The 21,263-nt window shown below is 66.8% G+C and carries 37 protein-coding genes and 1 tRNA gene; 27 read left to right on the top strand and 11 right to left on the bottom strand.

Going from position 1 to position 21,263, the window contains the following annotated elements:
- Positions 1-18 precede the first annotated feature (18 nt).
- The 10 genes from ACSQ1W_RS11135 to ACSQ1W_RS11090 all read right to left on the bottom strand — a co-directional run bounded on the left by ACSQ1W_RS11135 (position 19) and on the right by ACSQ1W_RS11090 (position 3,967).
- The gene (locus tag ACSQ1W_RS11135) at positions 19-888 is read right to left on the bottom strand and encodes a DUF2303 family protein (RefSeq protein ID WP_436043532.1); all 870 of its coding nucleotides are present in this window, start codon (positions 886-888) and stop codon (positions 19-21) included.
- Entirely contained in the window at positions 888-1,283 is a 396-nt protein-coding gene (locus tag ACSQ1W_RS11130) for a hypothetical protein (RefSeq protein ID WP_436043530.1), read from the bottom strand. Before ACSQ1W_RS11130 ends, ACSQ1W_RS11135 begins: the two co-directional genes overlap by 1 nt.
- A complete protein-coding gene (locus ACSQ1W_RS11125) occupies positions 1,273-1,503 on the bottom strand; it encodes a hypothetical protein (protein ID WP_436043528.1) in 231 nt (76 codons plus the stop codon). Before ACSQ1W_RS11125 ends, ACSQ1W_RS11130 begins: the two co-directional genes overlap by 11 nt.
- Positions 1,500-1,802 (bottom strand): hypothetical protein, encoded by a 303-nt coding sequence (locus ACSQ1W_RS11120; RefSeq protein WP_436043526.1) that lies wholly within the window; start codon positions 1,800-1,802, stop codon positions 1,500-1,502. Before ACSQ1W_RS11120 ends, ACSQ1W_RS11125 begins: the two co-directional genes overlap by 4 nt.
- Positions 1,799-1,999, bottom strand: a complete 201-nt coding sequence (locus ACSQ1W_RS11115) for a hypothetical protein (RefSeq protein WP_436043525.1) — start codon at positions 1,997-1,999, stop codon at positions 1,799-1,801. Before ACSQ1W_RS11115 ends, ACSQ1W_RS11120 begins: the two co-directional genes overlap by 4 nt.
- A complete protein-coding gene (locus ACSQ1W_RS11110; RefSeq protein ID WP_436043523.1) occupies positions 1,996-2,172 on the bottom strand; it encodes a hypothetical protein in 177 nt (58 codons plus the stop codon). Before ACSQ1W_RS11110 ends, ACSQ1W_RS11115 begins: the two co-directional genes overlap by 4 nt.
- A complete protein-coding gene (locus tag ACSQ1W_RS11105) occupies positions 2,159-2,557 on the bottom strand; it encodes a hypothetical protein (RefSeq protein ID WP_436043521.1) in 399 nt (132 codons plus the stop codon). The genes ACSQ1W_RS11110 and ACSQ1W_RS11105 overlap by 14 nt, the downstream gene beginning before the upstream one ends.
- Positions 2,558-2,711: 154 nt before the next feature.
- Complete coding sequence (locus ACSQ1W_RS11100) at positions 2,712-3,137, bottom strand: CHASE3 domain-containing protein (RefSeq protein WP_436043519.1); 426 nt, start codon at positions 3,135-3,137, stop codon at positions 2,712-2,714.
- Positions 3,138-3,145: 8 nt separating this feature from the next.
- A complete protein-coding gene (locus tag ACSQ1W_RS11095) occupies positions 3,146-3,511 on the bottom strand; it encodes a hypothetical protein (RefSeq protein WP_436043517.1) in 366 nt (121 codons plus the stop codon).
- A gap of 12 nt (positions 3,512-3,523) precedes the next feature.
- The gene (locus ACSQ1W_RS11090; protein ID WP_436043516.1) at positions 3,524-3,967 is read right to left on the bottom strand and encodes a hypothetical protein; all 444 of its coding nucleotides are present in this window, start codon (positions 3,965-3,967) and stop codon (positions 3,524-3,526) included.
- A gap of 87 nt (positions 3,968-4,054) precedes the next feature.
- Between ACSQ1W_RS11090 and ACSQ1W_RS11085 the strand changes: the two genes are divergently transcribed.
- Positions 4,055-4,297, top strand: a complete 243-nt coding sequence (locus ACSQ1W_RS11085; protein WP_436043514.1) for a transcriptional regulator — start codon at positions 4,055-4,057, stop codon at positions 4,295-4,297.
- Between the two features lie 74 nt (positions 4,298-4,371).
- On the opposite strand, the gene ACSQ1W_RS11080 is transcribed toward ACSQ1W_RS11085, so the two are convergent.
- The gene (locus ACSQ1W_RS11080; RefSeq protein WP_436043512.1) at positions 4,372-4,683 is read right to left on the bottom strand and encodes a hypothetical protein; all 312 of its coding nucleotides are present in this window, start codon (positions 4,681-4,683) and stop codon (positions 4,372-4,374) included.
- Positions 4,684-4,833: 150 nt separating this feature from the next.
- Here ACSQ1W_RS11080 and ACSQ1W_RS11075 point away from each other — a divergent pair, with 150 nt between their 5' ends.
- From ACSQ1W_RS11075 to gp17, 26 genes are all read left to right on the top strand, one after another.
- On the top strand, positions 4,834-5,286 hold the full coding sequence (locus tag ACSQ1W_RS11075; protein ID WP_436043510.1) for a phage regulatory CII family protein: 453 nt from the start codon (positions 4,834-4,836) through the stop codon (positions 5,284-5,286).
- Positions 5,276-5,458 (top strand): hypothetical protein, encoded by a 183-nt coding sequence (locus tag ACSQ1W_RS11070; protein WP_436043509.1) that lies wholly within the window; start codon positions 5,276-5,278, stop codon positions 5,456-5,458. The genes ACSQ1W_RS11075 and ACSQ1W_RS11070 overlap by 11 nt, the downstream gene beginning before the upstream one ends.
- Positions 5,448-6,374, top strand: coding sequence for a hypothetical protein (locus ACSQ1W_RS11065; RefSeq protein WP_436043507.1), 927 nt, complete (start codon positions 5,448-5,450; stop codon positions 6,372-6,374). Before ACSQ1W_RS11070 ends, ACSQ1W_RS11065 begins: the two co-directional genes overlap by 11 nt.
- The gene (locus tag ACSQ1W_RS11060; RefSeq protein WP_436043505.1) at positions 6,374-7,165 is read left to right on the top strand and encodes a DNA-methyltransferase; all 792 of its coding nucleotides are present in this window, start codon (positions 6,374-6,376) and stop codon (positions 7,163-7,165) included. The genes ACSQ1W_RS11065 and ACSQ1W_RS11060 overlap by 1 nt, the downstream gene beginning before the upstream one ends.
- A complete protein-coding gene (dnaB, locus tag ACSQ1W_RS11055; protein ID WP_436043503.1) occupies positions 7,162-8,604 on the top strand; it encodes a replicative DNA helicase in 1,443 nt (480 codons plus the stop codon). Before ACSQ1W_RS11060 ends, dnaB begins: the two co-directional genes overlap by 4 nt.
- Entirely contained in the window at positions 8,604-8,891 is a 288-nt protein-coding gene (locus tag ACSQ1W_RS11050; RefSeq protein ID WP_436043501.1) for a hypothetical protein, read from the top strand. The genes dnaB and ACSQ1W_RS11050 overlap by 1 nt, the downstream gene beginning before the upstream one ends.
- 47 nt (positions 8,892-8,938) lie before the next feature.
- The gene (locus ACSQ1W_RS11045) at positions 8,939-9,352 is read left to right on the top strand and encodes a DUF1064 domain-containing protein (protein ID WP_436043499.1); all 414 of its coding nucleotides are present in this window, start codon (positions 8,939-8,941) and stop codon (positions 9,350-9,352) included.
- Positions 9,353-9,361: 9 nt separating this feature from the next.
- Positions 9,362-9,967: a hypothetical protein gene (locus ACSQ1W_RS11040; protein ID WP_436043497.1), complete on the top strand. Its 606-nt coding sequence runs from the start codon at positions 9,362-9,364 to the stop codon at positions 9,965-9,967.
- A complete protein-coding gene (locus ACSQ1W_RS11035; RefSeq protein ID WP_436043496.1) occupies positions 9,964-10,212 on the top strand; it encodes a hypothetical protein in 249 nt (82 codons plus the stop codon). The genes ACSQ1W_RS11040 and ACSQ1W_RS11035 overlap by 4 nt, the downstream gene beginning before the upstream one ends.
- Positions 10,199-10,639, top strand: a complete 441-nt coding sequence (locus tag ACSQ1W_RS11030) for a hypothetical protein (RefSeq protein ID WP_436043494.1) — start codon at positions 10,199-10,201, stop codon at positions 10,637-10,639. Before ACSQ1W_RS11035 ends, ACSQ1W_RS11030 begins: the two co-directional genes overlap by 14 nt.
- A gap of 112 nt (positions 10,640-10,751) precedes the next feature.
- Positions 10,752-10,827 (top strand) — tRNA-Met (locus ACSQ1W_RS11025).
- 173 nt (positions 10,828-11,000) lie between these two features.
- Entirely contained in the window at positions 11,001-11,654 is a 654-nt protein-coding gene (locus ACSQ1W_RS11020; RefSeq protein WP_436043492.1) for a glycoside hydrolase family 19 protein, read from the top strand.
- Between the two features lie 12 nt (positions 11,655-11,666).
- Entirely contained in the window at positions 11,667-12,026 is a 360-nt protein-coding gene (locus ACSQ1W_RS11015) for a hypothetical protein (protein ID WP_436043490.1), read from the top strand.
- A gap of 2 nt (positions 12,027-12,028) precedes the next feature.
- The gene (locus ACSQ1W_RS11010; protein WP_436043489.1) at positions 12,029-12,322 is read left to right on the top strand and encodes a hypothetical protein; all 294 of its coding nucleotides are present in this window, start codon (positions 12,029-12,031) and stop codon (positions 12,320-12,322) included.
- A complete protein-coding gene (locus ACSQ1W_RS11005; RefSeq protein ID WP_436043487.1) occupies positions 12,322-12,873 on the top strand; it encodes a hypothetical protein in 552 nt (183 codons plus the stop codon). Before ACSQ1W_RS11010 ends, ACSQ1W_RS11005 begins: the two co-directional genes overlap by 1 nt.
- A gap of 306 nt (positions 12,874-13,179) precedes the next feature.
- Complete coding sequence (locus ACSQ1W_RS11000; RefSeq protein WP_436043486.1) at positions 13,180-13,413, top strand: hypothetical protein; 234 nt, start codon at positions 13,180-13,182, stop codon at positions 13,411-13,413.
- Positions 13,414-13,564: 151 nt separating this feature from the next.
- The gene (locus ACSQ1W_RS10995) at positions 13,565-13,993 is read left to right on the top strand and encodes a hypothetical protein (protein ID WP_436043485.1); all 429 of its coding nucleotides are present in this window, start codon (positions 13,565-13,567) and stop codon (positions 13,991-13,993) included.
- Positions 13,935-15,686 carry a terminase large subunit gene (locus tag ACSQ1W_RS10990; RefSeq protein WP_436043483.1) on the top strand — a complete coding sequence of 584 codons (1,752 nt, stop codon included), beginning with the start codon at positions 13,935-13,937 and terminating at the stop codon, positions 15,684-15,686. The genes ACSQ1W_RS10995 and ACSQ1W_RS10990 overlap by 59 nt, the downstream gene beginning before the upstream one ends.
- 17 nt (positions 15,687-15,703) lie before the next feature.
- Positions 15,704-17,029: a phage portal protein gene (locus tag ACSQ1W_RS10985; RefSeq protein WP_436043481.1), complete on the top strand. Its 1,326-nt coding sequence runs from the start codon at positions 15,704-15,706 to the stop codon at positions 17,027-17,029.
- 61 nt (positions 17,030-17,090) lie between these two features.
- Positions 17,091-17,750: a head maturation protease, ClpP-related gene (locus ACSQ1W_RS10980; protein WP_436043479.1), complete on the top strand. Its 660-nt coding sequence runs from the start codon at positions 17,091-17,093 to the stop codon at positions 17,748-17,750.
- A gap of 89 nt (positions 17,751-17,839) precedes the next feature.
- Positions 17,840-19,057 (top strand): phage major capsid protein, encoded by a 1,218-nt coding sequence (locus tag ACSQ1W_RS10975; RefSeq protein WP_436043477.1) that lies wholly within the window; start codon positions 17,840-17,842, stop codon positions 19,055-19,057.
- Between the two features lie 73 nt (positions 19,058-19,130).
- A complete protein-coding gene (locus ACSQ1W_RS10970; RefSeq protein WP_436043476.1) occupies positions 19,131-19,427 on the top strand; it encodes a hypothetical protein in 297 nt (98 codons plus the stop codon).
- A 51-nt stretch (positions 19,428-19,478) separates the two neighbouring features.
- Positions 19,479-20,057 carry a head-tail connector protein gene (locus ACSQ1W_RS10965; protein WP_436043474.1) on the top strand — a complete coding sequence of 193 codons (579 nt, stop codon included), beginning with the start codon at positions 19,479-19,481 and terminating at the stop codon, positions 20,055-20,057.
- On the top strand, positions 20,054-20,404 hold the full coding sequence (locus ACSQ1W_RS10960) for a phage head closure protein (RefSeq protein ID WP_436043473.1): 351 nt from the start codon (positions 20,054-20,056) through the stop codon (positions 20,402-20,404). Before ACSQ1W_RS10965 ends, ACSQ1W_RS10960 begins: the two co-directional genes overlap by 4 nt.
- Entirely contained in the window at positions 20,394-20,897 is a 504-nt protein-coding gene (locus ACSQ1W_RS10955) for an HK97-gp10 family putative phage morphogenesis protein (RefSeq protein WP_436043471.1), read from the top strand. The genes ACSQ1W_RS10960 and ACSQ1W_RS10955 overlap by 11 nt, the downstream gene beginning before the upstream one ends.
- Entirely contained in the window at positions 20,898-21,257 is a 360-nt protein-coding gene (gene gp17, locus ACSQ1W_RS10950; RefSeq protein WP_436043470.1) for a tail completion protein gp17, read from the top strand. It abuts the gene before it with no gap.
- Positions 21,258-21,263: the final 6 nt, after the last annotated feature.

Below are 21,263 nucleotides of genomic sequence, written 5' to 3'. Positions count from 1 at the left end.
GAACTCCAAGGGGAGCGGTTACGCCTTCAGGGCGAGATGCGGATTGAACGTGCCGAGGGTGAGCGTCGCGGCATCGCCGATGCCTTCGGCCAAGGCTTTCCGGAAGTCTTCGGCAATGGCTTCGGTGATGGCTTCGAGGTTGACGATCCGCAGCGCGAGCATCGGCTTGTCGTGGCTGGTGATGACGGCCACCCGCAGCGGGAAGTCGCGAGCCGGCAGGCCGGGATACGGGATGCAGCGGAAGACGATGCGGGTCGGCAGCTGGCCGGCGCCCCGCGCCTCGACCTGCTCCATCGCGGTCCGCTCGGCGCGCAGGGCTTCGGTCGTGTGCGTGGTGTTCGTCTTCGAGGCGATCTCCAGGCGGCGGATCGCAGCAAGCGCTGCAGGCAGGGCGACGGCCGCGCCGGCTTCGTCGGCGAGCGCGACGATGTTCGGCTGCCAGTCTTCGAGCCATTCGATCAGGTCGACCTGCTTCAGCTGGCGGCCGTTGACCTGCAGCACGGCGGCGTGCTCGGCGGTCTTCTTCAGCGACAGCACCGCGGCGTGCAGCGCGTGACCGGGCTGGGTGACTTCGTCCGCGTCCTTCACCAGCAGGTCGAAGAAGATACGGGCCGACATGGAATCGACATCGACGAAGCCAGGCGCGGGGCCGGGAGCCTTCGATTCATCGGCGCGCGCTGCTTCGCGCTTCGTGTAGTCGGCGAAGGCTTCGAGCGAGCTGGTCGAGAACGTGCCGCGGAAGTGCGAGCGGTGGAACTGGTATTGCTCCAGGTCGTGCAGCAGGTAGTCGTTCGGCAGCGCGATCGTCGGCCGGAAGGTCGGCGGCATGCGGTTGCCTTCGGCGTCGACTGCGGTCTTCTGGATGAGGGAGATGGCTTGTGCGTCCATTACTTGTCGGATCCGTTGTTGGCGAAGGGGAACTTGGTCTGGGTGTCGGGCATGAGGGTGAGCCGGCCGCCCGCGTTGACGTGCAGCGGGGTATCACCGGAGAGCTCTTCGCCGCGCTTGCCCTTCGAGGTGGGGCGCTTGAACGCCAGGGAGTGCGTGAGGGCGACCTGATTGCTTTCGCCGATCCGCGCCAGCTTGAATTTCACGGTGACTTCGCCGGTCTTGCCCTTGTCGCCGAAGTTCACGGTGCCGAGGGCGACGTCGGAGAGCGCGGTGCCGAGCTGCTCCATGAAAACGCCGCCATTGAGATCGGCCAGCATCTCGGCGACGTTCGTGGCGATCGGGGACAGGGACGCACGCCCCTGATCCGCCGCCGGCTTCGTTTCACTGCTCATTGCAGGTTTCCTTGTGGTTGCGGTTTGCGGTGGTGCCGCCAGTGAGCGGCGGGGTGTAGCGCTCCACGTGACCGCCACGGCTGAGCGCGGAGATCTCGAAGGTGCGGAGTCGGGTGGCTTCGTCGACGAAGTCGCGGTGCTCGTTCGGCGGAGCGGTGATGGCAGGCCGCGGCGGCGTGCCGCGGTGCGTGCGCTCGATGCAGGTGGCCGCCAGGTTCACGAGGCACCGCCTTTCGCCAGTGCAATCGCCTCACGTAGCCGCGCGGCGGCATGCGCCTGTTCGCGCGAGCAGCCGGTGCAATCTCCGCGCGTGTCGTTCGCCTCGAACGTGTCGTCGGCTTCGTCCTGGCAATAGCCGCGGAAGTAGGCGTCGGCTGCCTCGATGAGCTCGGCGACGGTGGCTCGGGCTTCGCGCAGTTCGCGATCAGCGCAGTCGCGGAGTTCTCGCGTCAGACGCGCCGCCCGGAAGCGGTACTGCTGCAGCTCGATCACGCCGAGCACGTCGACGCCGGAACTCACGCGGCACCCGGAGGCGTGGTGGTGGGGCGCGCGCTGTCCATGGCGCGCAGGCGCAGCAGTCCGGCGACGTGCTGACCGGAACGACCGGCGCGGCGCTCGTCGGCGACCATGCGGACGGCGGTGCTGCGGGAAAGGCCCAGGCGTGCAGCCTGGTCGCGCGCTGTCTCATACGCGCGGAAGTCGGTTACCTGACTCATGGCGTCTCCGGGGTGGTGGCGGGTGAGGATTGCGGCGCGCTGGCCCACCAGCTGCTCCGCTCGATGTCGCGGTTACCGGTGAGCAGGCCAGCGACGGGGAGGATCTCGACGGTCACTGCAGGCGCGAAGTGCGCGCGTGCGCGGCGATCGAAGCGGCGATCAGCACCGGACATCGCAGGGCGCTCCGTGTGCGATAGAAGCGGCGGCGGCGATCGCTTCCGCGTTCTCGATGGGCAGCGCTTCCGGCTGGTCGGCCAGGCGCATGACGGCGCGGGGCGGCGGGAGCTCGGCCAGCCAGCTCTCGATCGACTGCAGCGCGGCTTCGGGGATATCGATGCAGAACGTCTGCCCCAGCCAGAGCGTCGGCGAGATGTTGTCCCGCGTGACGCGGATGCTCGGCCCCCACGCCATCACCAGCGCGGAGTACACCCCTTCGCGATACAGGCCCAGGCGGAAGCGTTCGACGGCGCTGTCGCCTTCGATCAGGCGCAGCTCCAGGCCGTCGAAGTGGACAGAGACGGACGGGGGCGCACTGCGGCGGACGGTCTGGATGGGCATGGGCTTCGACTCCGGGGCCGGGATGGCTGGCGGAGAAGAAGTTACCGAAATGGTTATGGAGTGTCAATACCGAAACGGTAAGTTTTTCGGCAGGGAGCCCCAGAAACGAAAAACCCCCGGCGGGCCGGGGGCTTCGGAAGGGGCAGGGCGGGCCTCAGTGTATGCCGATGCGGTTCCCGTCCCGGTCCTGTATTTCGGCGACGCGACACTTGCCCGCACGGGTGGCGCGCGAGTAGACGGTGGCGCTGGCGCGCGAGCCGGTCGGTATGGTCGTGGGCCGCAAGAAGCTGTCCTCGGCAGCAGCGACGCGCCCGCCGCCGTCGACGAACTCCACGTAGACCTTCGCGAAGCGCAGCTCGGGTCCATTGTTGATGATCGTGACTTTCGCGCTGTCGATCGGCGAGCCGCTGCAATCGAGACTGACAACGGAGACGTTGTGCGCCGGCTCAGCTGTCGAGCCGCCGTCTAGCTTCGCCTGGCCTCGCTTCCACGCAGAGCCGACGATCCCGAGACCGCAGAAAAGCAGCACCAGCACGATGAAGCCGAGCACGATCCATCCGATGATCTTCCAAGGGTTCATGGCTTCTCCTATGCAACCCAGGTGCAGACCGCACCTTTCACGAGACCGCGTTCGACGAAGGGCACGCCGTCATGTATGCACTCGACGGCGATGTCGAGACGGGACAGCAGGCCGGTGAGCTCGGCATCGGTGAGGCATTCGAGCACGCCCATCACGTGCATGGTGTCCTGGCGCACCAGCCAGCCGAGGCCGTACTGCGATGCCAGGTCGGTGATGCGGCCATAGAACACATCGCGCTGCAGGGCATTGAGCCCGTCGCCCGCGTCCTCCGCTTCACTGTCGACCACCGTTAGGCGGGGCTTCGGCTTCGCCTTGCCCATCGTCGCGGCCACCTGTGACGCCATCTCCCGCAACTGCTTCTCCGTCATCCCCATGCCATCACCTCACTAGCCAGATTTGCCCGCCGCTGCGCGCGCCAGCCTGACCATGTCGAGCTCCGACGCGCTATCCGAAATCCCGAACTCTTGAACCGCCTTCATGGCGTCATAGAGAACGTCGGCATATGTCTCGTCGGTGACTTCACGGAAGCCGCCCTCCTTGATGATCGCCACGACTCTCACGCCGAGGCGGACGATGTCACGCGTCTGTCCCGCAACTTGAGACGCCTCAGCGGGCGGGCGATCCAGCTCGCCGTGATCGAGTCCCATGGCCCGCTCGAGGTCGCGAGCCAGCCTCCCGCCGATGCCCTTCGGGTTCGTTTCGGAGATCCATTGGCTCACCTGGGCCTGCACCCAGCGGGTGCCCCCGTACTGGCGCGTCCACTCAGCCGGGCCGTTCGCCGCAGCGACAAGCCGGCGCATGTTCAGGGTGCGGGCGGTGTTGGCGTCCATAGCCCCGAATGGTGCGCCGTCGTTACCGTTGCGGGAAATTCCCGAAACGGTATTGCATTGAGATAACCGAAACGGTAATGTGTGGGCATGAACCTCGCCGACTACATCACCGCTCAAGGGGGCGCCGGCACCATCGGCTGCCAGGTCATCGCCCGAGTCGCCACCGCCGCAGGCTGCAGCGCGGGAACGCTCTACATGATCGCGAAAGGCCACAAGCAGGCCGGCCCGAAGCTCGCGCCCCGGATTGAGGCGGCGACGAGCGGTGAAGTCACCCGTAACGACCTGCGCCCCGACGTGTTCGGCGTCCCGGAGGTGAGTGATGCCGCATAGCCCGTTCTGGCAGACGTACTTCAGCGTCCCCTCGCGCCTGGCGAGTGAGGCCGGCTCCTCGAGGTTTGAGCCGATCAGCTCTGATCCGCTGCGGCTTGAGCAGACCGTCGAAAGGGCAATTCGAGCTGCGAGAGCGACCAGTGGAATGCGTCCCGAAACGTCGGGCTCTCGTAGAGAGGCGTGCCCATGTTGTGGTCGATCTCCGCTTCTTTCACGACTTCCCACGCTGCTAGCGCGGCTGCTGGGGCGTGGTGGGAGGCAATGAGGGTGGTCGCCAGCACTTCCAACGCCTTGACCTGCCCGTACAGCTGGGCGATCGCGAATTCCTGCCGCTGCACGGCCTTGCACAAGGCGTCGTGTGACATCTCGCCGAGTAGTTCGGCCATCTCTGTCTCCGGTGTGGGTGAGGTCGGTTTGCACTGCCGATCCTACGCCGGAGGCGCCTTCGTCACTTAGTTCCATGGTCTCGCTCCCCCTGTGGACGAGACCAGATTGCTCCGCCCGCCATCCACAAAAAACGTTCAGGTCACCGCCAAGTGAACATCCAAGACGCCGCCCATAAGACCGTGAAGGAATACCCCGGAGGCAGCGAGTCGCTCGCGCCGCGCCTGGGCATGTCCGCTGCCGTGCTGCGGAACAAGGTCAACCCCAACACCGGGACGCATCACCTGACGCTGGCAGAAGCCGACGAGCTGATGTCGGTCACCGACGATTTCCGGATCCTGCACGCCATGGCCGCGACGCACGGCTTCACGTTGCAACGCGCCGACGCCCCGGAAAGCGGCTCGCTGATCCAAGGGATGCTGGCTGCAGCCGCGGGGCAGGGCGACCTCGCACACATCGTCGCGCAGGCGATGGAAGACGGCCGCATCACGCCGAACGAGGTCGCCCAGATCGAGAAGGCATGCACCGGCCTGCAGCACGTTTTGGCGCACGTCGCCTCGCACGCAGCTGCAGCGTCCCGCGCGGGGGCACCCGATGGCCGCTAACCCCGAGGTGGTGCGCGCGCTGCTGGCGAAGGCCGAGCGGGGCGATCCAATGTCGTTCGAAGAGATGGCCGAGTTCAACACCCTGCGCGCCCGTGAGATGGCGCGCGCTGAAGCACGGCGCAACCCCCAGCGCGAGCCGGACCTGCTGGAGGACGCGCCGGATGGCCGCTGAACACTGGCTCCGTTGGCACCACGGCACCGCCACCGATCCGAAGTGGCGGGTGGTGGCAGCTCGTGCCGGAAAGGCACTGTCACGCGCTGTCACGGTCGGTCACGTGCTGTCCGTGTGGGCGCTGATGCTGGAGTGCGCGTCACAGTCGAAGCCGCGCGGCGAGCTGTCGGGATGGGTCGACGAGGATGCCGCCGCCGCCCTGGGCTACGACGAGGCAGAGGTGGCCGCCATCCGCGATGCGATGCAGGGCAAGACGCTCGACGGCGACCACCTGACGGGCTGGGAACGTAGGCAGCCCAAGGCCGAGGACAGCACCGCAGCCGACCGGAAGAGGGCGCAGCGGGAGCGAGAAAGGTCACAACCCGGCTCAGGCCGATCCAGTGACTCGAACGGAAGTCACGCCGCGTCACGCGCTGTCACGACAGAGACAGAGACAGAGACAGAAGAGAGGGAAGCTACATCCTCGCTTCGCTCGGATGAGTCGACCGCTTCGCGGGTCGACCCCGCCTCGACCCCTGTCGATCTCAGCCAGCGCAGGGCGGAGAAGGAGCAGCGGCTCGCCCAGGTCACCGACGACGCGGTCAAGGCGTACAACGCCGCTCTGGGCAAGCCGCACGGCCTGCTGGTAGCCGTGAGCGCGACCATCGGCCGCGACAAGCGCCAGCAGCAGGTGAAGCGCTGCATTGTGCTGGCCCGCCAGATCGCGAGCGAGAAGTACGAAGCCGACCGCATCCCGCCCCAGCTGTGGGAGGACTACTTCGCCGAGTGCGCGGCCGACCCGTTCCGCAACGGTGCAGGCCCGTACGCGCCGCCGCATGAAAACTGGCGCCCCGACTTCGAGTTCCTGACCCGGCCGGCGGAGATGCTGAAGGTCTTCGACCGTGCCAGCTCCGAAGATTCCGCGGAGGTGGGCTGATGCGCGTCGTCACCATCGGGAGCGCCACCCTGTACCACGGCGAGGCGCTGGACGTGCTCGACCAGCTCTCCCGCGACCCCGTCGTCGACGCCGTCATCACGGACCCGCCTTACAGTAGCGGCGGCCAGTTCCGCAGCGATCGCACGCAGGACACCAAATCGAAGTACGTGCAGAGCTCGAGCGGTAATCAGGACGCCCTGCAGAACTTCAGCGGCGACAACCGCGACCAGCGCTCGTCCCACTTCTGGTCGGCGCTCTGGGCCGCTCGCGCGCTGGCCGCCTGCAAGCCTGGTGCCGTGGCCTGTTTCTTCACCGACTGGCGCCAGCTGCCCATCTCGACCGACTACCTGCAGGCCGGCGGCTGGGTGTGGAGGGGCGTGGTGCCGTGGGCGAAGATCGGATCCCGCCCGCAGATGGGCCGATTCGGCGCGGCATGCGAGTTCGTCGTGTGGGGCAGCGCTGGACCCATGCCCACGGAGCGCGGCGTCGGATGCCTTCCCGGGTTCTTCCAGTACGGCTCCCCGCGCGAGCGTGAGCACGTCGCCCAGAAGCCGATCGAGCTTATGGCCGATATCGTCCGCATTGTGCCGCCCGGTGGCGTGGTGCTCGACCCGTTCATGGGTTCCGGCACCACGGGCGCCGCAGCCGTGGCGAACGGATATCAGTTCATCGGCGTGGAGCAGGACGCGCACAGCTTCGAGGTCGCGTGTCGACGCATCGAGGAAGCGCAGGCCCAGGCCATGCGCGCGCTGCCGGCGATGCCGACGGAACAGCCGGAGCTGCTGGCATGACGCCCGAAGACCACCTGCAGCAGCTCCGGGTACCGCCCCACAACATCGACGCCGAGCAGGCAGTACTCGGCGGCGTGATGCTGTCGCCCGAGGCTTACGACCTGGTCGCGGACCTGCTGGACACGGACTTTTATCGCCGCGACCACCAACTGTTGTGGCGGTCGATTCAGTACATGGCCGAGCGCAAGCGTCCGTTCGATGCGGTCACGCTGGGCGAGTGGTTCAACGCGCGTGGCCACGGTGAGCTGATCGGCGGCGGCGCGTACCTGGTCGAGCTGGCGAGCACCACCCCGTCGGCCGCCAACGTGCGGGCCTATGCCGAGATCATCCGGGAGGCAGCGCTGCGGCGGGGCATGATCGACGCCGGCACTCAGATCGTCGCCGACGCCTTCGCTCGTGACGGTCGGGAAGCGACCGACGTGCTCGCCGAGGGGCAGGCCAGGCTGGGCGACCTGCTGAAGTCGCAGCCGTGCGAGCTGGAACCGGCCGGCGTCGTGTTGAAGCGCGTCGCCGAGGACATTCGCCGCCGCTACGAAGCCGGCGCCGGAGAGATCACCGGCCTGCCGTTCGAGTACGAAGAGCTGAACGAGGTCATTGCCGGCATGCAGGCCGGCGACCTGATCGTGATCGCCGGCCGCCCAGCTATGGGCAAGACGACCCTCGCGCTGAACATCGCCGAGCACGTCGCGGTCGCGCAGGACAAGCGGGTCGCGGTGCATTCGCTGGAGATGACCGCCGAGCAGCTCATGACGCGCGCCATCTGCTCGAACGGCCGGATTTCGCACGACAACGTGAAGCGGGCCGACCTCACCGACGACGATTGGGAGCGCTTCACGACGGCTTTCCGGGTGCTCAAGAACGCCCCGCTGGTGATCTCCCGCCCGCGCAGCGCCCGCGTTCAGCAAATCATCGCCCAGACGCAGCGCGAGCACGCCGCCAATCCGCTGGCCCTGGTGGTGATCGACTACCTGCAGCTGCTCGAGACCATCGGCGCCGAGAACAAGAACGTCGGCATCGGCGAAGCGACGCGCCTGCTCAAGCTGATGGCGGTGAATCTGGGCATCCCCGTGATCGTGCTGTCGCAGCTGTCGCGCGAGTGCGAGAAGCGCACCGACAAGCGCCCGGTGCTGGCCGACCTGCGCGACTCCGGCTCGATCGAGCAGGACGCCGACGTGGTCATCTGCCTGTACCGGGACGAGGTCTACAACCCGCAGAGCACGGACAAGGGCATGACGGAGGTCATCGTGCGGAAGCAGCGCAGCGGCCCGCCCGGCACCGCCCGCCTGAAGTCCCGCCTCGATATCTGCCGCTTCGATCCGCTGGGCGACTGGACGCCTGCCGAGGCTGCGAACGAAGACAAGCCGGCCAGCGCACCGCGCCGAGGGTGGCGTCGTCGTCCTGGGCAATCTCCGCGCGACGCCGCGGCTGGGGGGAGCTGATGGCCCGCGCACCTGGAAAGACCTTTCCCGTTCCTACCGGCTGGGCAGAGGCCGCCGCCGCCGTGCATCACCGGCTGCAGGCCCGGAGTACCTATGACGTCTATCTCAGCCCCGACGGCGTGCTTTGGATGCGCCAGATCCACCGGCATTTCAACAGCGTTCTTCCGGACGCTTGGCTGGTCGGTCGGTACCGCCCGGCCGCACCGCTGCAAGCCATCGAGGACGACATGATCTGTCGCATGCGCGAGATCACCGAGGCCGCACTCCGAAGGGGGGCTGCAGCGTGAGCCGAAACGCACTCAGGTTCTCCAGTCCGCAGCACATGCCGGAGGGCATGCGGAAGCTCTTCGAGCAGGCCCAGGCCAGGCACGCCGGGTGCCCGGTAAGCCCGCAGGTGGCCCGCGCTGTCGACACGATCGCAGAGGGCGGCACGAAGCAGGGCAGGGAGCGGAAGTACGGGAATGAGATCACCACCGTCGACGGCATCCGGTTCGATAGCAAGCGGGAGGCGCGCTACTACGAGCAGCTGAAGCTGCGGAAGGCCGCCGGGGAGGTGTCGCACTGGCTGCGACAGGTGCCGATGCATCTGCCCTGCGGCACGAAGTACGTCCTGGACTTCCTCGTGTTCTTCACCGAGCCGGGCCGCGCGCCCGATTACGTCGACGTGAAGGGGCGCGAGACGAAGGAATTCCGAATCAAGAAACGGGGTGTAGAGCACCACTACCCCGTCCGAATCAAACTGGCCTAAGGGGGCACCATGAAGCGGATCGCATCCACGATCTTCGAGCTGATGATCGAACACGTAATTTCGCGCCGGTCCCCGGACTTCACCGTCGGGGCCAGGCATCCCGAAGGCGCCTACCTGCACCGCTGGTATCTCACCCCCTGGCGTCGCCTGTTCCGGGACGTGGACGCACCGGCCCGCACGCGCTGGCAGCGCCTCGCCGTGTGGCTGTCCAGCATGGCGCCGAATATCTACCTGCACGAGTTCCTGCGGGACGACGACGATCGCGCGCTGCACGACCACCCCGGCCACTTCTGGAGCCTGATCCTGTTCGGTTCGTACGTCGAGCACACGATCGAGCAGGGCGGCGTGCATGTGCATCGGCAGTACGACGCGGGAACGCTCCGCTTCGTGCCCCGTGGCCGCGCGCACCGGATTGAGCTGCTGCGGAAGATCGTCGACAACGGCGACAGCATCGTGCGCAGGGAAGACCCGCCGGCGAAGTGCTGGACGCTGGTGGTGACGGTCTGCTGGGTGAAGCCCTGGGGCTTCCATTGCCCGGAGCGCGGGTGGATTCCTTTCCAGCGATTCACGGCGAAGGACAACACCGGGGAGCTCGGCGCGGGGTGCGACGGATGAGCACGACCCAAGCAATGCGACCGTTCGAGCTGATCGGGTACCCGGCACTGGCGCGGGCGATGAAGATCCTCGCGTGGTTCGACTCCCAGCCCGTCTTCCCGACGGCGGAGCAGTTTCAGGAGCGCTTCGGGGGCAGCCGCGCGACGGCACATCGGATCTTGAATGCGATAGAGCTGGAGAAGGGCGTGGATCGGCCGCGCCGCGGTACCGGCGGAAGGGGAAGGAGGGCACATGGGGCAGGTTGATACCTTCGGCCTGTACGTACGGGCACGGCTGGAGGATTGGGGAAGGGAGTTCGCGCTGCACCGGGACTGCGAATACCTGGGCCATCGTTCGAAGGACATGCTGCAGGTGCTCATCGAACACCGGGGCGAGCTGCCTCCGAAGGTGACGGGGTTCAAGCCGCTGGAGACGGACCCGCTGGCGCAGCAGATCGAAGACATCGTCCGCGACATCGCGAAGCACAGCGTCGAGCGCGCCTGCATCCTGCGTGGCTACTACTGCGGCATGGGGCGAAAAGGCGTCGAGCGACGGGAGGTAACGGAGGGATTGGTACGCCGCGCGCTGGAATTGCCGACGTATCGCCTGGCCCGACAGAGGTTCTTCGCGGAGGAAGAGCTCGGCAGGGCGGAGGTGCGTGGCTTCCTCACGGCACTAGCGATCGCGGCATAGGTTGCACGCATCCCCATTCGCGTTGACAGTCCGGACTTGCGGACCTATCTTTTCAGGCACGATGCAATAGAAGCCTCCGGGGAAACCCGGGGGCTTTTTTGTTGCCCCGAATAGCGGGCGTGGGCAAGAGGCATGCCGCCGGTCTCATAAGCCGGAAATCCCGGGTTCGACTCCCGGCCCCGCTACCAATCCCGGTCCCTTCGTGTGAAGGCCAGTCGTGGCATGCCGTGAGGCACTCCCGGCCGCGCCGCCAAAAACGATCGACGTACTCTCAAAAGTGGATGGAAGAAGCCGCGTGCCTTTGGCGGGCGCGCGCTGGCGGCTATCCAGCGAGGGGACCGGCTCTACACCTGGAACGGTCATGCTGCCTTCGGCGGAAACCCTGATAAAGGCCGTCGGCTGCACGCCGGCGCTCGCTTCACGCTACGTCGGCCCGATCCGGGAAGCGTGCGAAGCGTACGGGATCACAACGCCGAAGCGCCTGGCCGCTTTTCTTGCCCAGACTGGGCACGAAAGTGCCTCATTTGGGCAGGTTTCCGAGAACCTAAACTACTCGGCACAACGCCTGCGCGAGATCTGCGCCGGTGCTCCGCTGAAGTCGCGCTGGCGCTCGCTGCTGCCGCGCGTCGAGCAGCTGGCACGCAACCCGGAGGCGTTGGGAAATGCAGCTTACGGCGGACGCATGGGCAACCGCGCCGAGGCCACCGGTGACGGCTATCGGTTCCGCGCCCGCGGACTGATCGGCAACACCGGCGCCGCGAATTACGAGGCGATCACCGAGCTGCTCGCGAAGAAGTTCGGCGGCGTCCCTGACTTCACCCTCCACCCCGAGCTGCTGGAGTCGCCCCGCTGGGCGGCGCTCGCTGCCGGCGCGTTCTGGGATGCGCAGGGCTTAAACAAGTTCGCGGACGCGGACAAGTTCGACGAGATCACCGAACGGGTGAACGGCGGGCAATACGGAAAGGCGGACCGACGGACGCGCTACTCGCGCGCGCTGAAGGTTCTCAGCGCGTAACAGGGGGAAACGATGAACACCGAAACTGCTGGAATCGCTGCGAAAGCCATCGCCACCGCCGGTGCGGCTGTCGCGGTGTTCGGACTCACCTGGTGGGCGCTGGTCGCCGCTCTGATCGGAGCCGCGGCGAGCTACCACTTCGAGCCCGAGCAGGTTCCCAGCAAGGCGTCGCGACTGGTGTTCGGCATCGTAGCGATGGGCTTCGCCGCCGCGCTGGCAGCCGTCGCTATCCAACACTTTCCCGGGCTGGGCTGGACCGACAAGATCCAGATCGAAGTACGTGCCGGCCTGCTGGGACTGTCCATCCGCTTCCTGCTCGAGTTCGGCAAGAAGGTGCTCGCCGGGCGAAAGCTGAAGCAGTCCGGAGGCTAGGCATGACCGCGATCTTCCTGCTGGCAGCGATCGTCACCGCGCTTTGCGCGTTGGCGTCCAACCTCATGACGCCGAAGCCGGCAACCTGGCGCGCCTGGGCGCGCGCGTGGGCTCGGCTCGGCGTCTTCGCCTCGTGCCTCGCCGCAGCGGCGCGCGTCATGACGGAAGGCGCTGGCGTGGACGCGGAGCGCGTCGCGCTCATGGTGTGTCTGGCCGTGTTGTACCTGGTGCAGGTGCGATGCGAGGTGCTGAGGCACCAGCGAACGATCGACGAAACCGATCAGGCAGGTGCGTGATGCCTCTCGATCCTGTCTCTCGCTCGATCCTGAAGATCTGCGGCCTGCTGCTCGTCCTGCTGCTGGTGTGGTTCCACGGCCACGGCAAGGGCGCGGCGCTCTGGGAAGGGAAGTACGACGCCGAGAAGTCGGCGCACAAACAGACCCGCGACGACAACGCCCGCGTGCTGCGCGGCCTGGCCGACCTCACGAAGAGGGCGCAACAGGAAGCGAAAGACCGGGCCACGGCGTACAGAGATGCCACGGCCCAGAACGACGCCACCAACCGAACGGAGATGGCCCATGCCCTCGCTGCGAAAGACCGTGTTATCGCTGACCTGCGCGCTGGTCGTATCCAGCTGCGCGACTTCTGGACCCCAGCTCTGTCCTGCCCCGGTGACGCCGCAGCTCCGGCCATTGCCAGTCGAGAGGCTGAGTACGCCGGACTTCGAGAGCAGAGCCTCGCGGAGGGCGTTCAAGACGGCGCCCTCGCCGACGGCTGGATCTCCTGGCTCCAGCGAGAACTGATCGCCACGCGCGCGGCCTGCACGGCGCCCGTGGTGGTCGAGTGAAGCGGGCACCCAAGCACAACCCGTTCCGCGGCCACGTCAAGCGCTACGTCGCACCGGAGCCCAGCCGACAGGCTCGGCGAGCTCTGGCGACGAACAGCTCGGCGTGGCGCAAGATCCGCGCGGCCAAGCTGGCGCGCAACCCGTTGTGCGAATGCTGCGAGCGTCGCGGCTGCCCGAAGTGTGCGAAGAGCGGCATTCGGCCAGCCAATCAGGTCGACCACGTCGACGGCGACGACAGCAACAACGACGACACCAATCACCAGAGCCTTTGTGCCTGGTGTCACAGCTACAAGACGAGCACCGAGAATGGCGGATTCGGAAACGATCGAAAGGCTGCTGCAGGCCATCGGCCAGCAACAGGTCACGGCCGAGAAGCTGACGCGCGCGATCGCCGAACAGGCACAGATCACCGCCGGCCTCGTGGCCGCGGTGGCTGAGCTGCTGGGCGAAGAGCTCGGGACGCCGGTCGACGACGCAGGCGCAGCGCCAGCGGCCCCGGCGGACGGCGTCGAGCGGGATTGGGACGGCAACCCGGTCTGACCCGCGAACCTGAACGAAAAAGGGGAGGGGGAGGGTAAAAGTCCGAGCCCCCTCGCCCCCGACACGTGCGCCCAGGCAAATTTTCGCGCGGTCAGTTCAGAAAAAACGGTTTTTTCATGGCGGGGGAGCCCGCCGCCCAGGTTCCCAGGCCATGCCGAATCCCCGCAAACCTAACCCGCTGAAGGTGATCGCGGGAACAGAGCGGAAGGATCGCGCGCAGCCTACGGACGCACCGGTGGTCGAGCTGCCGCTGGTCGACGAGGTTCCTGCGGCGCCGGACTGGCTGCCGAACCCGCACGCGGTGAAGGAATGGAATCGGCTGGCGCCGATCCTGCACGCGAACAAATTACTGACCGAGGCGTCGCTCTCCACGCTCGGCCAGCTGTGCGCGCTCCACGGGAAGGTGGTGCAGCTATACGCGGCCGGCGAGGCGCCGGTCGCATCGATGGTGGCGCAGCTCCGAGCGCTGTCGAACGACTTCGGGCTCACGCCGGTGGCGCAGGGCAAGGTGAGGCCCAACGGTGGCAAAGAAGAAGACGCCGGCAACAAGTTCGCCAGGAACGGACGACGGCCCACGTGACTACGTAGCGATCGCCGAGGCGTACGCCCGGGAAGCGATCGCGGACAAGAAGGGGAAGAAGTTCGGCCGCCTCATGCGGCTGGCGGCTCGCCGCTTCGTGACGGACCTCACGCGAGCCAAGAAGCGCGGGGCGCCGTTCTACTTCGACGAGTGGCATGCGTGCGACGCCTGCGACTTCATCGAGAAGCTCCCGCACGTCGAGGGCGTGTGGAAGAACCCGGACGGGACGCTGCAGCCGGAGATCCGGCTACACCCCTCGCACGTGTTCTTCGTGGTGCAGCTGTTCGGGTTCCGCAACCCGGACGGCACTCGCCGATTCACGTCGGCGCTCTTCGCGGTTGCCCGCAAGAACGCCAAGTCGACGCTGGCGGCGGCGATCCTGCTTTATTGCGAGTGCTGCGAGGACGAGCCAGGCGCGCAGGTGATAAGCGCGGCGACCACGTTCCCGCAGGCGTCGATCATCTTCAACGTCGCGAAGCGCATGGCCGAGAAGACCGCGGATCTCCGCGAAGCCTTCGGCCTGCAGATCTTCGCGAAGTCGATCGCGCGGCTGGACACCGGCGGCAGCTTCAAGCCGATTCACGCGAAGGCGAGCACGCAGGACGGCCTCAACCCGTCCCACGTCGGGCTGGACGAGATCCACGCCCACAAGACGGCGGACCTGCTGAACGTGCTCACCTCCGCGGCTGGTGCGCGTAGCAGCCCGCTCTGGCTCTACACGACGACGGAGGGCTACACGAACCCCGGCCCCTGGGCCGAGATTCGGCAGTTCGCGAAGCAACTACTGCAGGGCGTGTTCGGCAACTCGGCCGATCACTTCCTCGCACTGTTCTACGCGGTGGACGATGATGACGACGAATTCGACGAGGCCGCATGGGTCAAAGCGAACCCGCTCATCGACAGCAATCCGCATCTTCTGACGGCGATCCGAAAGGAGGCCGTCGAAGCGAAGGCCATGCCGAGCAAGCTGGCCGAGTTCAAGATCAAGCGTCTGAATCGGCCGGCCAGCTCCGCGCAGGCGTGGGTCGACCTGCTGAAGTGGAAGAAGTGCAAAGGCGACGTCTTCCTGGACGAGCTGGAGAAGTACCCCTGCACCGCGGCGCTCGACCTGGCGTCGACGACCGACATGGTCGCGTGGCGTCTGGTGTGGGAGGTCGGAGATCTCCGGGTGACCTGGGGTCGCCGCTGGGTTCCGGATAACGCGGTAACCCAGCGCACGGCGCGCGGAACGGTCCCCTACGCGGGCTGGGTTGCGGCTGGGCTGCTGACGGTGACCGAGGGCGAGGTGACCGACTACGGCGTCGTCGAGGCGGCGATTCGCGAGGACATCGAACGGTTCAAGCCGTACGCCATCGCCTACGACCGCTGGAACGCGCAAGAGCTGGCGAATCGACTCATCGAAGACGGGCACCCCCTGCTCGAGTTCGTGCAGGGAACGAAGTCGTACCACCCCGCGATGAAGGAGCTAGAACGGCTCTACCGGTCGCGCAAGCTGGTGCATGACGCGGATCCGGTGCTCGAGTGGTGCGCCTCGAACATGGTCGCGAAGAGCGACCAGAACTTGAACACGGCCCCGGACAAGAAGAAGTCCGCGGACAAGATCGACGACATGGTTGCTCTCTTGATGGCGGTAGGCGTCGGCCTCGCCCCAGCTGAGAGCGAAGAACATTCCCAAGGCTTCGTGGTGCTCTGATGTCCAATTCCGCTCAGATGGCCCGCGAACGCCTGTCCGTGGTGGTCGCCCTCGATCATGCCGCCCGCGCTTCCATTCGCGCGGATGGCGCGGCGACGACCCTGTCGTCGGACCGGGAGGGCATGGCGCAGATCTTCCGCGACCCGTTCAACACGGTGGCCGGTGCGGTGGTGAACGAAAGCACGGCCATGCGCGTCTCGGCGGTCTACGCCTGCACCCGGTTGATCTCCGGCGCGATCGCTGGCCTTCCGATTCCTGTCTACCAGCGGGGCGTCGAAGGCCGGCAGCGTGTCGAGCATGACTACTGGTGGATGCTGAACGAGCAGCCCTGCGCCACCTGGAGCGCTTCAGCATGGCGCGAGTTCGCCCAGCTGCAGGTGTTGCTGCGCGGCGATGCGATCGCGTACCTGCTGCGGAACCGCGCGGGTGTCGTGACGGCCGTCGTGCCCTGGGCACGGTCGAAGGTGCGCTGGGAGCTTGTGAAGCAGTCCGCGCGCGACCCGGGCCGGCTGAAGTACTACTTCCTCTCCGACGAGGGCACCTTCGGCGCCGATCAAGACGACGTGCTGCACTTCCCGGGCTTCGGCTTTAACGGCGTGCATTCCATGTCCGTGATCCAGTGGGGCGCGCGGAACGGCATCGGCATCGCGATCAAGGGTGACGACATGGCCGGCAATTTCTTCTCGTCCGGTGGCAAGCCTGAAATTGCGATCACGTCGGCGAAGTCCATGACGCCGAAGATGCAGGGCGAGTTCCAGCATGCGTGGAACGAGAAATATCGCGACTATTCCGACAACCGCGTCCCGCTCATCCTGACGGAAGGGCTGGACGTGAAAGAGCTGACGATGTCGGCCGTCGACGCTCAGCTGATCGAGACGCGGAAGTGGCAGGTAATCGATATCGCCCGCGCCTTCGGTGTTCCGCCCTTCCTGATCGGCGAGACGGAGAAGCAGACCAGCTTCGGGTCGGGTGTCGAGAGCCTGGGCATCGGCTTCGTCAAGTACACCCTGAAACCCCACATCACGCGATTCGATCACGAGCTGAATCGAAAGCTGTTCCGCACGTCTCGGCATTTCGTCGAGCACAACGTGGACGGCTTCCTCGAGGGCGACGCGAAAGCACAGGCGGAGTACTTCGCGAAGGCACTCGGCGGCCCGGGTTCGCAGGGCTACATGGCCGTCGACGAAGTGCGCCGGATCAAGAACCTGCCGCCGATGGGTGGCGAGTTCGCCAAGGTCATGAAGGCCGGCGGCGAAGCCCCGGAAGAACCGAAGCCGCTGGAGGCGGACGACCCCACCGACGACAACAAGCCCCAGGAGGGCGACGACGATGTTCAAGAATAAGATCGGCAACCTGGCGCGCCTGATCCTCGACAACGCAGCCAAGCCGCGCGACTTCCGGGTCGTGAACGAGAAGGACGACGAGGCCACCGTCTACGTCTACGGTGTCATCGGCGGCTATTGGGGAGACGTGGACGCGCAGAGCTTCGCGAGTGCGCTGGCCGCGATCGATGCCAAGGTGATCCATCTTCGGATCAACTCGCCAGGCGGCGACGTGTTCGACGCGCGCGCCATGATGGCCGCGATCAAACAGCACAGCGCCAAGGTCGTCGCACATATCGACGGTATGGCTGCTTCCGCCGCTACCGTGATCTGCATGGCATGCGACGAGGTCGAGATCGTGAAGGGTGGACGTTTCATGATCCACAACGCATGGACGCTCGCCATCGGGAACAAGTCCGACCTCCGCGAGACCGCCTCGATTCTCGAGGGCGTCGACAACGACATCGCCGACGACTACGTGGCCCGGACCGGCCGCGAACGCAGCGAGATCGTCGGCTGGATGGACGCCGAAACCTGGATGACCGCCGATCAGGCCGTCGAGCGCGGTTTTGCAGCGAAGGTCGTCGAGGTCGTGTCCGGAACGAAGAACGTGGCCGATTGGGATCTGTCCGCGTACGCGAACGCACCCAAGCCCGAAGAGAAACCCCAGCCCGATCCCGAGGCCGTCCGTGCCTCGCTCGAGCGGCGCTTCCGCCTGCTGGCACAGCCGGCGGCAGCGTGAGTCGTTCTGTGTAGGGATCGCTCCCGCACGCAGTAACAGGGCCGCCATTCGGCGGCCTTTTCATTTTCAACCCCTCAGGAGATACCCCAATGGGTGAGTCCATCCAAGCCATGCGGGAGCGCCGTAACGCGCTGGCGAAAGAAGTCCGCAACGTGCTCGACCAGAATGGTCCGTCGACCTGGAACGCCGAGCACCAGAAGAAGTACGACGAGAACCTCGAACAGATCGAGCGGATCGACGCCGCGCTGGATCGCGAGCAGCGCCTGCTCGACGCTTCGGCGGAGCGGACCTTCCACGACGCCGGCGGTAAGGTGCAGGACGGCCAGCAGGGCAACCGCAACCCGCTGCTGAGCAAGTGGCTGCGCGGTGGCGACAACGCACTGAACGCCGCGGATTGGGAGTCGGTGCGCGCCGCCACCAGCACCACCACGCCGGCCGAGGGTGGTTACACCGTGGATCCCACCGTGGCCGCCGAACTGCTGAAGGCGCAGAAGGAGTTCGGCGGCATGTTCGAGTCGTCCACCGTCTTCTCGACCGCGAAGGGCGAGGCGATGAGCTGGCCGACGATGGACGACACCGGCAACGAAGGCGAGATCGTGCCGGAGAACACCACCGCGACCGATCAGGATCCGAGCTTCGGCACCGTGTCGCTGAACACCTTCAAGTTCAGCTCGAAGGTCGTGACCGTGCCGATCGAACTGCTGCAGGACAGCTCGATCGATATCGAGTCCGTGGTGTGGGCGCTGCTGGGCGAGCGCCACGGCCGGATCAAGAACCGCATGTTCACCGTCGGCACCGGCACGGGCCAGCCGCGCGGCATCGTGACGGCCGCGTCGCTGGGCAAGGCTGGCACCACCGGCCAGACGCTCACGGTGACGTACGACGACCTCGTCGACCTGGAGCACTCGATCGATCCGGCGTACCGCAAGGCACCGGGCGTCGGCTGGATGATGAACGACAGCAGCCTGAAGGTGATCCGCAAGATCAAGGACACCGAGGGTCGCCCGATCTTCGTCCCCGGCTACGCCACCGGCGCCCCGGGCGGCGCGCCGGCGACGCTGCTCGATCGCAAGATCCAGATCAATCAGGACGTGGCCGCGATGGCGGCCAACGCCAAGTCGATCCTGTTCGGCAACCTGAAGAACTACCGCATCCGCCAGGTGCTCGCCGCGACGCTGCATCGCTTCACGGACTCGGCCTACGCGAAGAAGGGCCAGGTCGGCTTCCTCGCGTTCTCGCGCGAGGGCGGCAACCTGCTCGACGTGAGCGGCGCCACGGTGAAGTACTACCAGAACTCCGCGACCTGATCCCTCACGGGAGCAATCGCGGTCCCACCGGCGCCCGGTCACACCGGGCGCCCACTCTCAGAGGAATGCAGCAATGACCGAACCGAACAAGGACGGCCAGGGCGCAGGCGGCGAGAACGGCGCCGGCAACAACCCGAACCCGAATCCGAACCCGAAGCCCGCCGACAGCAAACCCCCGAAGAAGACGAAGGCACGCGCCCTCGTGGACTTCGACCTGGGCGGCAAGCCGGTGAAGGCGAACGACGTGCTTTTGCTCAGCGAGCGCGAGCTGAAGGCGTACGCCGGCAACGTGGACCCGAGTCCCGAGGCGGTGAAGTACGCCGAATCGCTGGGCAAGGGCGGCGAAGACGAAGAAGCCCTCGAAGCCTGATCGCAGGGGCCGGGCTTCCGGCCCCTGTCGTGAGTCTTCTGGAGCAATCCCATGCGTCTGCGCCTCATCACCGCCCCGAGTGCCCCGGTCGTCACCACGGCCGAAGCACGCGCGCAGGTGAACGCCTACGGCACCGCCAGCGACCCGCAGCTCGCCGCCATGGTCGCGGCAGTGGTGTCGGGCCTGGACGGAAGCGCCGGCGAGCTGGGGCGTGCCCTGGTGGAGCAGGAATGGGAACTGGCCCTCGATGCGTTCCCGTCGTCTGCGATCTGTCTGCCGCTGCCGCCGCTGCTGTCAGTCGAGTCTGTGAAGTACGTCGACCCGGAAGGCGTGCAGCAGACCATGGATGCGGCGGGCTACACGGTGGAGCCGGGCGAGCACGGCTTCGCGATGCCCGTTCACGGCACGCGCTGGCCGGCCACCCGTGCCCAGCCGCTCGCCGTGCGCGTGCGCTTCAAGGCCGGGTACGGAAGCACGGGCGACAAGGTGCCGGCGGCGATCCGCTCGGCGATCCTGCTTCGCGTTGCCGATCTGTTCGAGAACCGCGAGTCCTCGATCGTCGGGAAGTCGGTCGCCCCGAACCCGACGTCGGATCTGCTGCTGTTCCCGTTCAAGCTGGTGCGGCCGTGAGCGCTGGAAAGTACCGGCACCAGATCCGCCTGCAGGTGCAGACGGAGACCACCGGTCCGCTCGGCCCCCAGCCGGCAACCTGGACCGATTGGGAGCCAGAGCCGGGGCAGGGCGCCGATATCCCCGCCGAGGTGGTGCCGCTGTCCGGGCGCGACTTCATCGCCGCCGGCGAGAAACAGTCGGAGGTGTCGGCCCGCATCGAGATCCGGTGGCTGCCGGGCGTGCTCGACACGATGCGCGTCCTGTTCGACGGTCAGGTGTACGCGATCGCCGCCGTGCTGCCGGACCCCACCGCTCGACGGCACCTCACGCTCATGGTGAGCGCGGGCGTCACCGATGGCCGATAGCCGCTACGTCCAAGGGCTCGACGGCCTGCTGGGGGCGATGAAGCAGCTCCCCGCGGAGATTGTCTCGAAGAACGGCGGCCCGGCCCGTGCGGCGCTGGCGCGCGGTGCGCGCCGCATGCGCGACGAGGTGAGGGCGAACGCGCCGAAGCGATCCGGCTTTCTGGAGACGCAGATTGTCGCCATGCGGAGCCGGCAGCCGCAGGCATACGGGGGCAGTGAGCTCTACTCCGTCGGCGTGAAGGGCGGCGCGCGCGCGCGCTACGCCAACACGCGCCGGAACAGGGGCAAGGGGCGGGTCGGCCAGACGTACGAGAAGCCGTCGAACGCCTACTACTGGCGATTTCAGGAGTTCGGCGTGCCGTCCCGAAACATTCAGCCGCTCGCGTTCTTCCGTCGTGCGCTGCGGAAGCTGGCGGATCCGGTAATAGATCAATTCGCGGTCGACCTGCGCCAGGCGCTCGATCGCATCACGCGCAAGCTGCGGAGGTCGTAAGTGTTCCCACCCATCCACGCGCTGCTCGCCGGCGATACAGCGTGCAAGGCCGCGATCGGTGACCCGGTGCGCTGCTACTTCGGGCAGGCGAAGGAAGGCGCGGCCCTGCCGTATGTCGTCTGGCATCTCGCCGGCGGCAACCCCGAGAACGTGATGGACGGGCCGCCGCCGCACGACCACTTCGCCGGCCAGGTCGACATCGTCGCGGAAGATCAGACCACGTTCATCGCCGCGATCCGCGCCGTGCGCGACGCGGTCGAGCGTGTCGGCTATGTCACGTCATACAACCCCGGGGGAGTGAACGACGTTACCGGACGTTACGAGTACTCCTTCGACGCAGAGTTCCACGTAGTGCGCTGAACCCGC

This window comes from Pseudoxanthomonas sp. LjRoot143 (assembly GCF_964252945.1).
GTDB lineage: Bacteria > Pseudomonadota > Gammaproteobacteria > Xanthomonadales > Xanthomonadaceae > Pseudoxanthomonas_A.
This window is presented reverse-complemented; position numbering and strand designations above follow the sequence as displayed.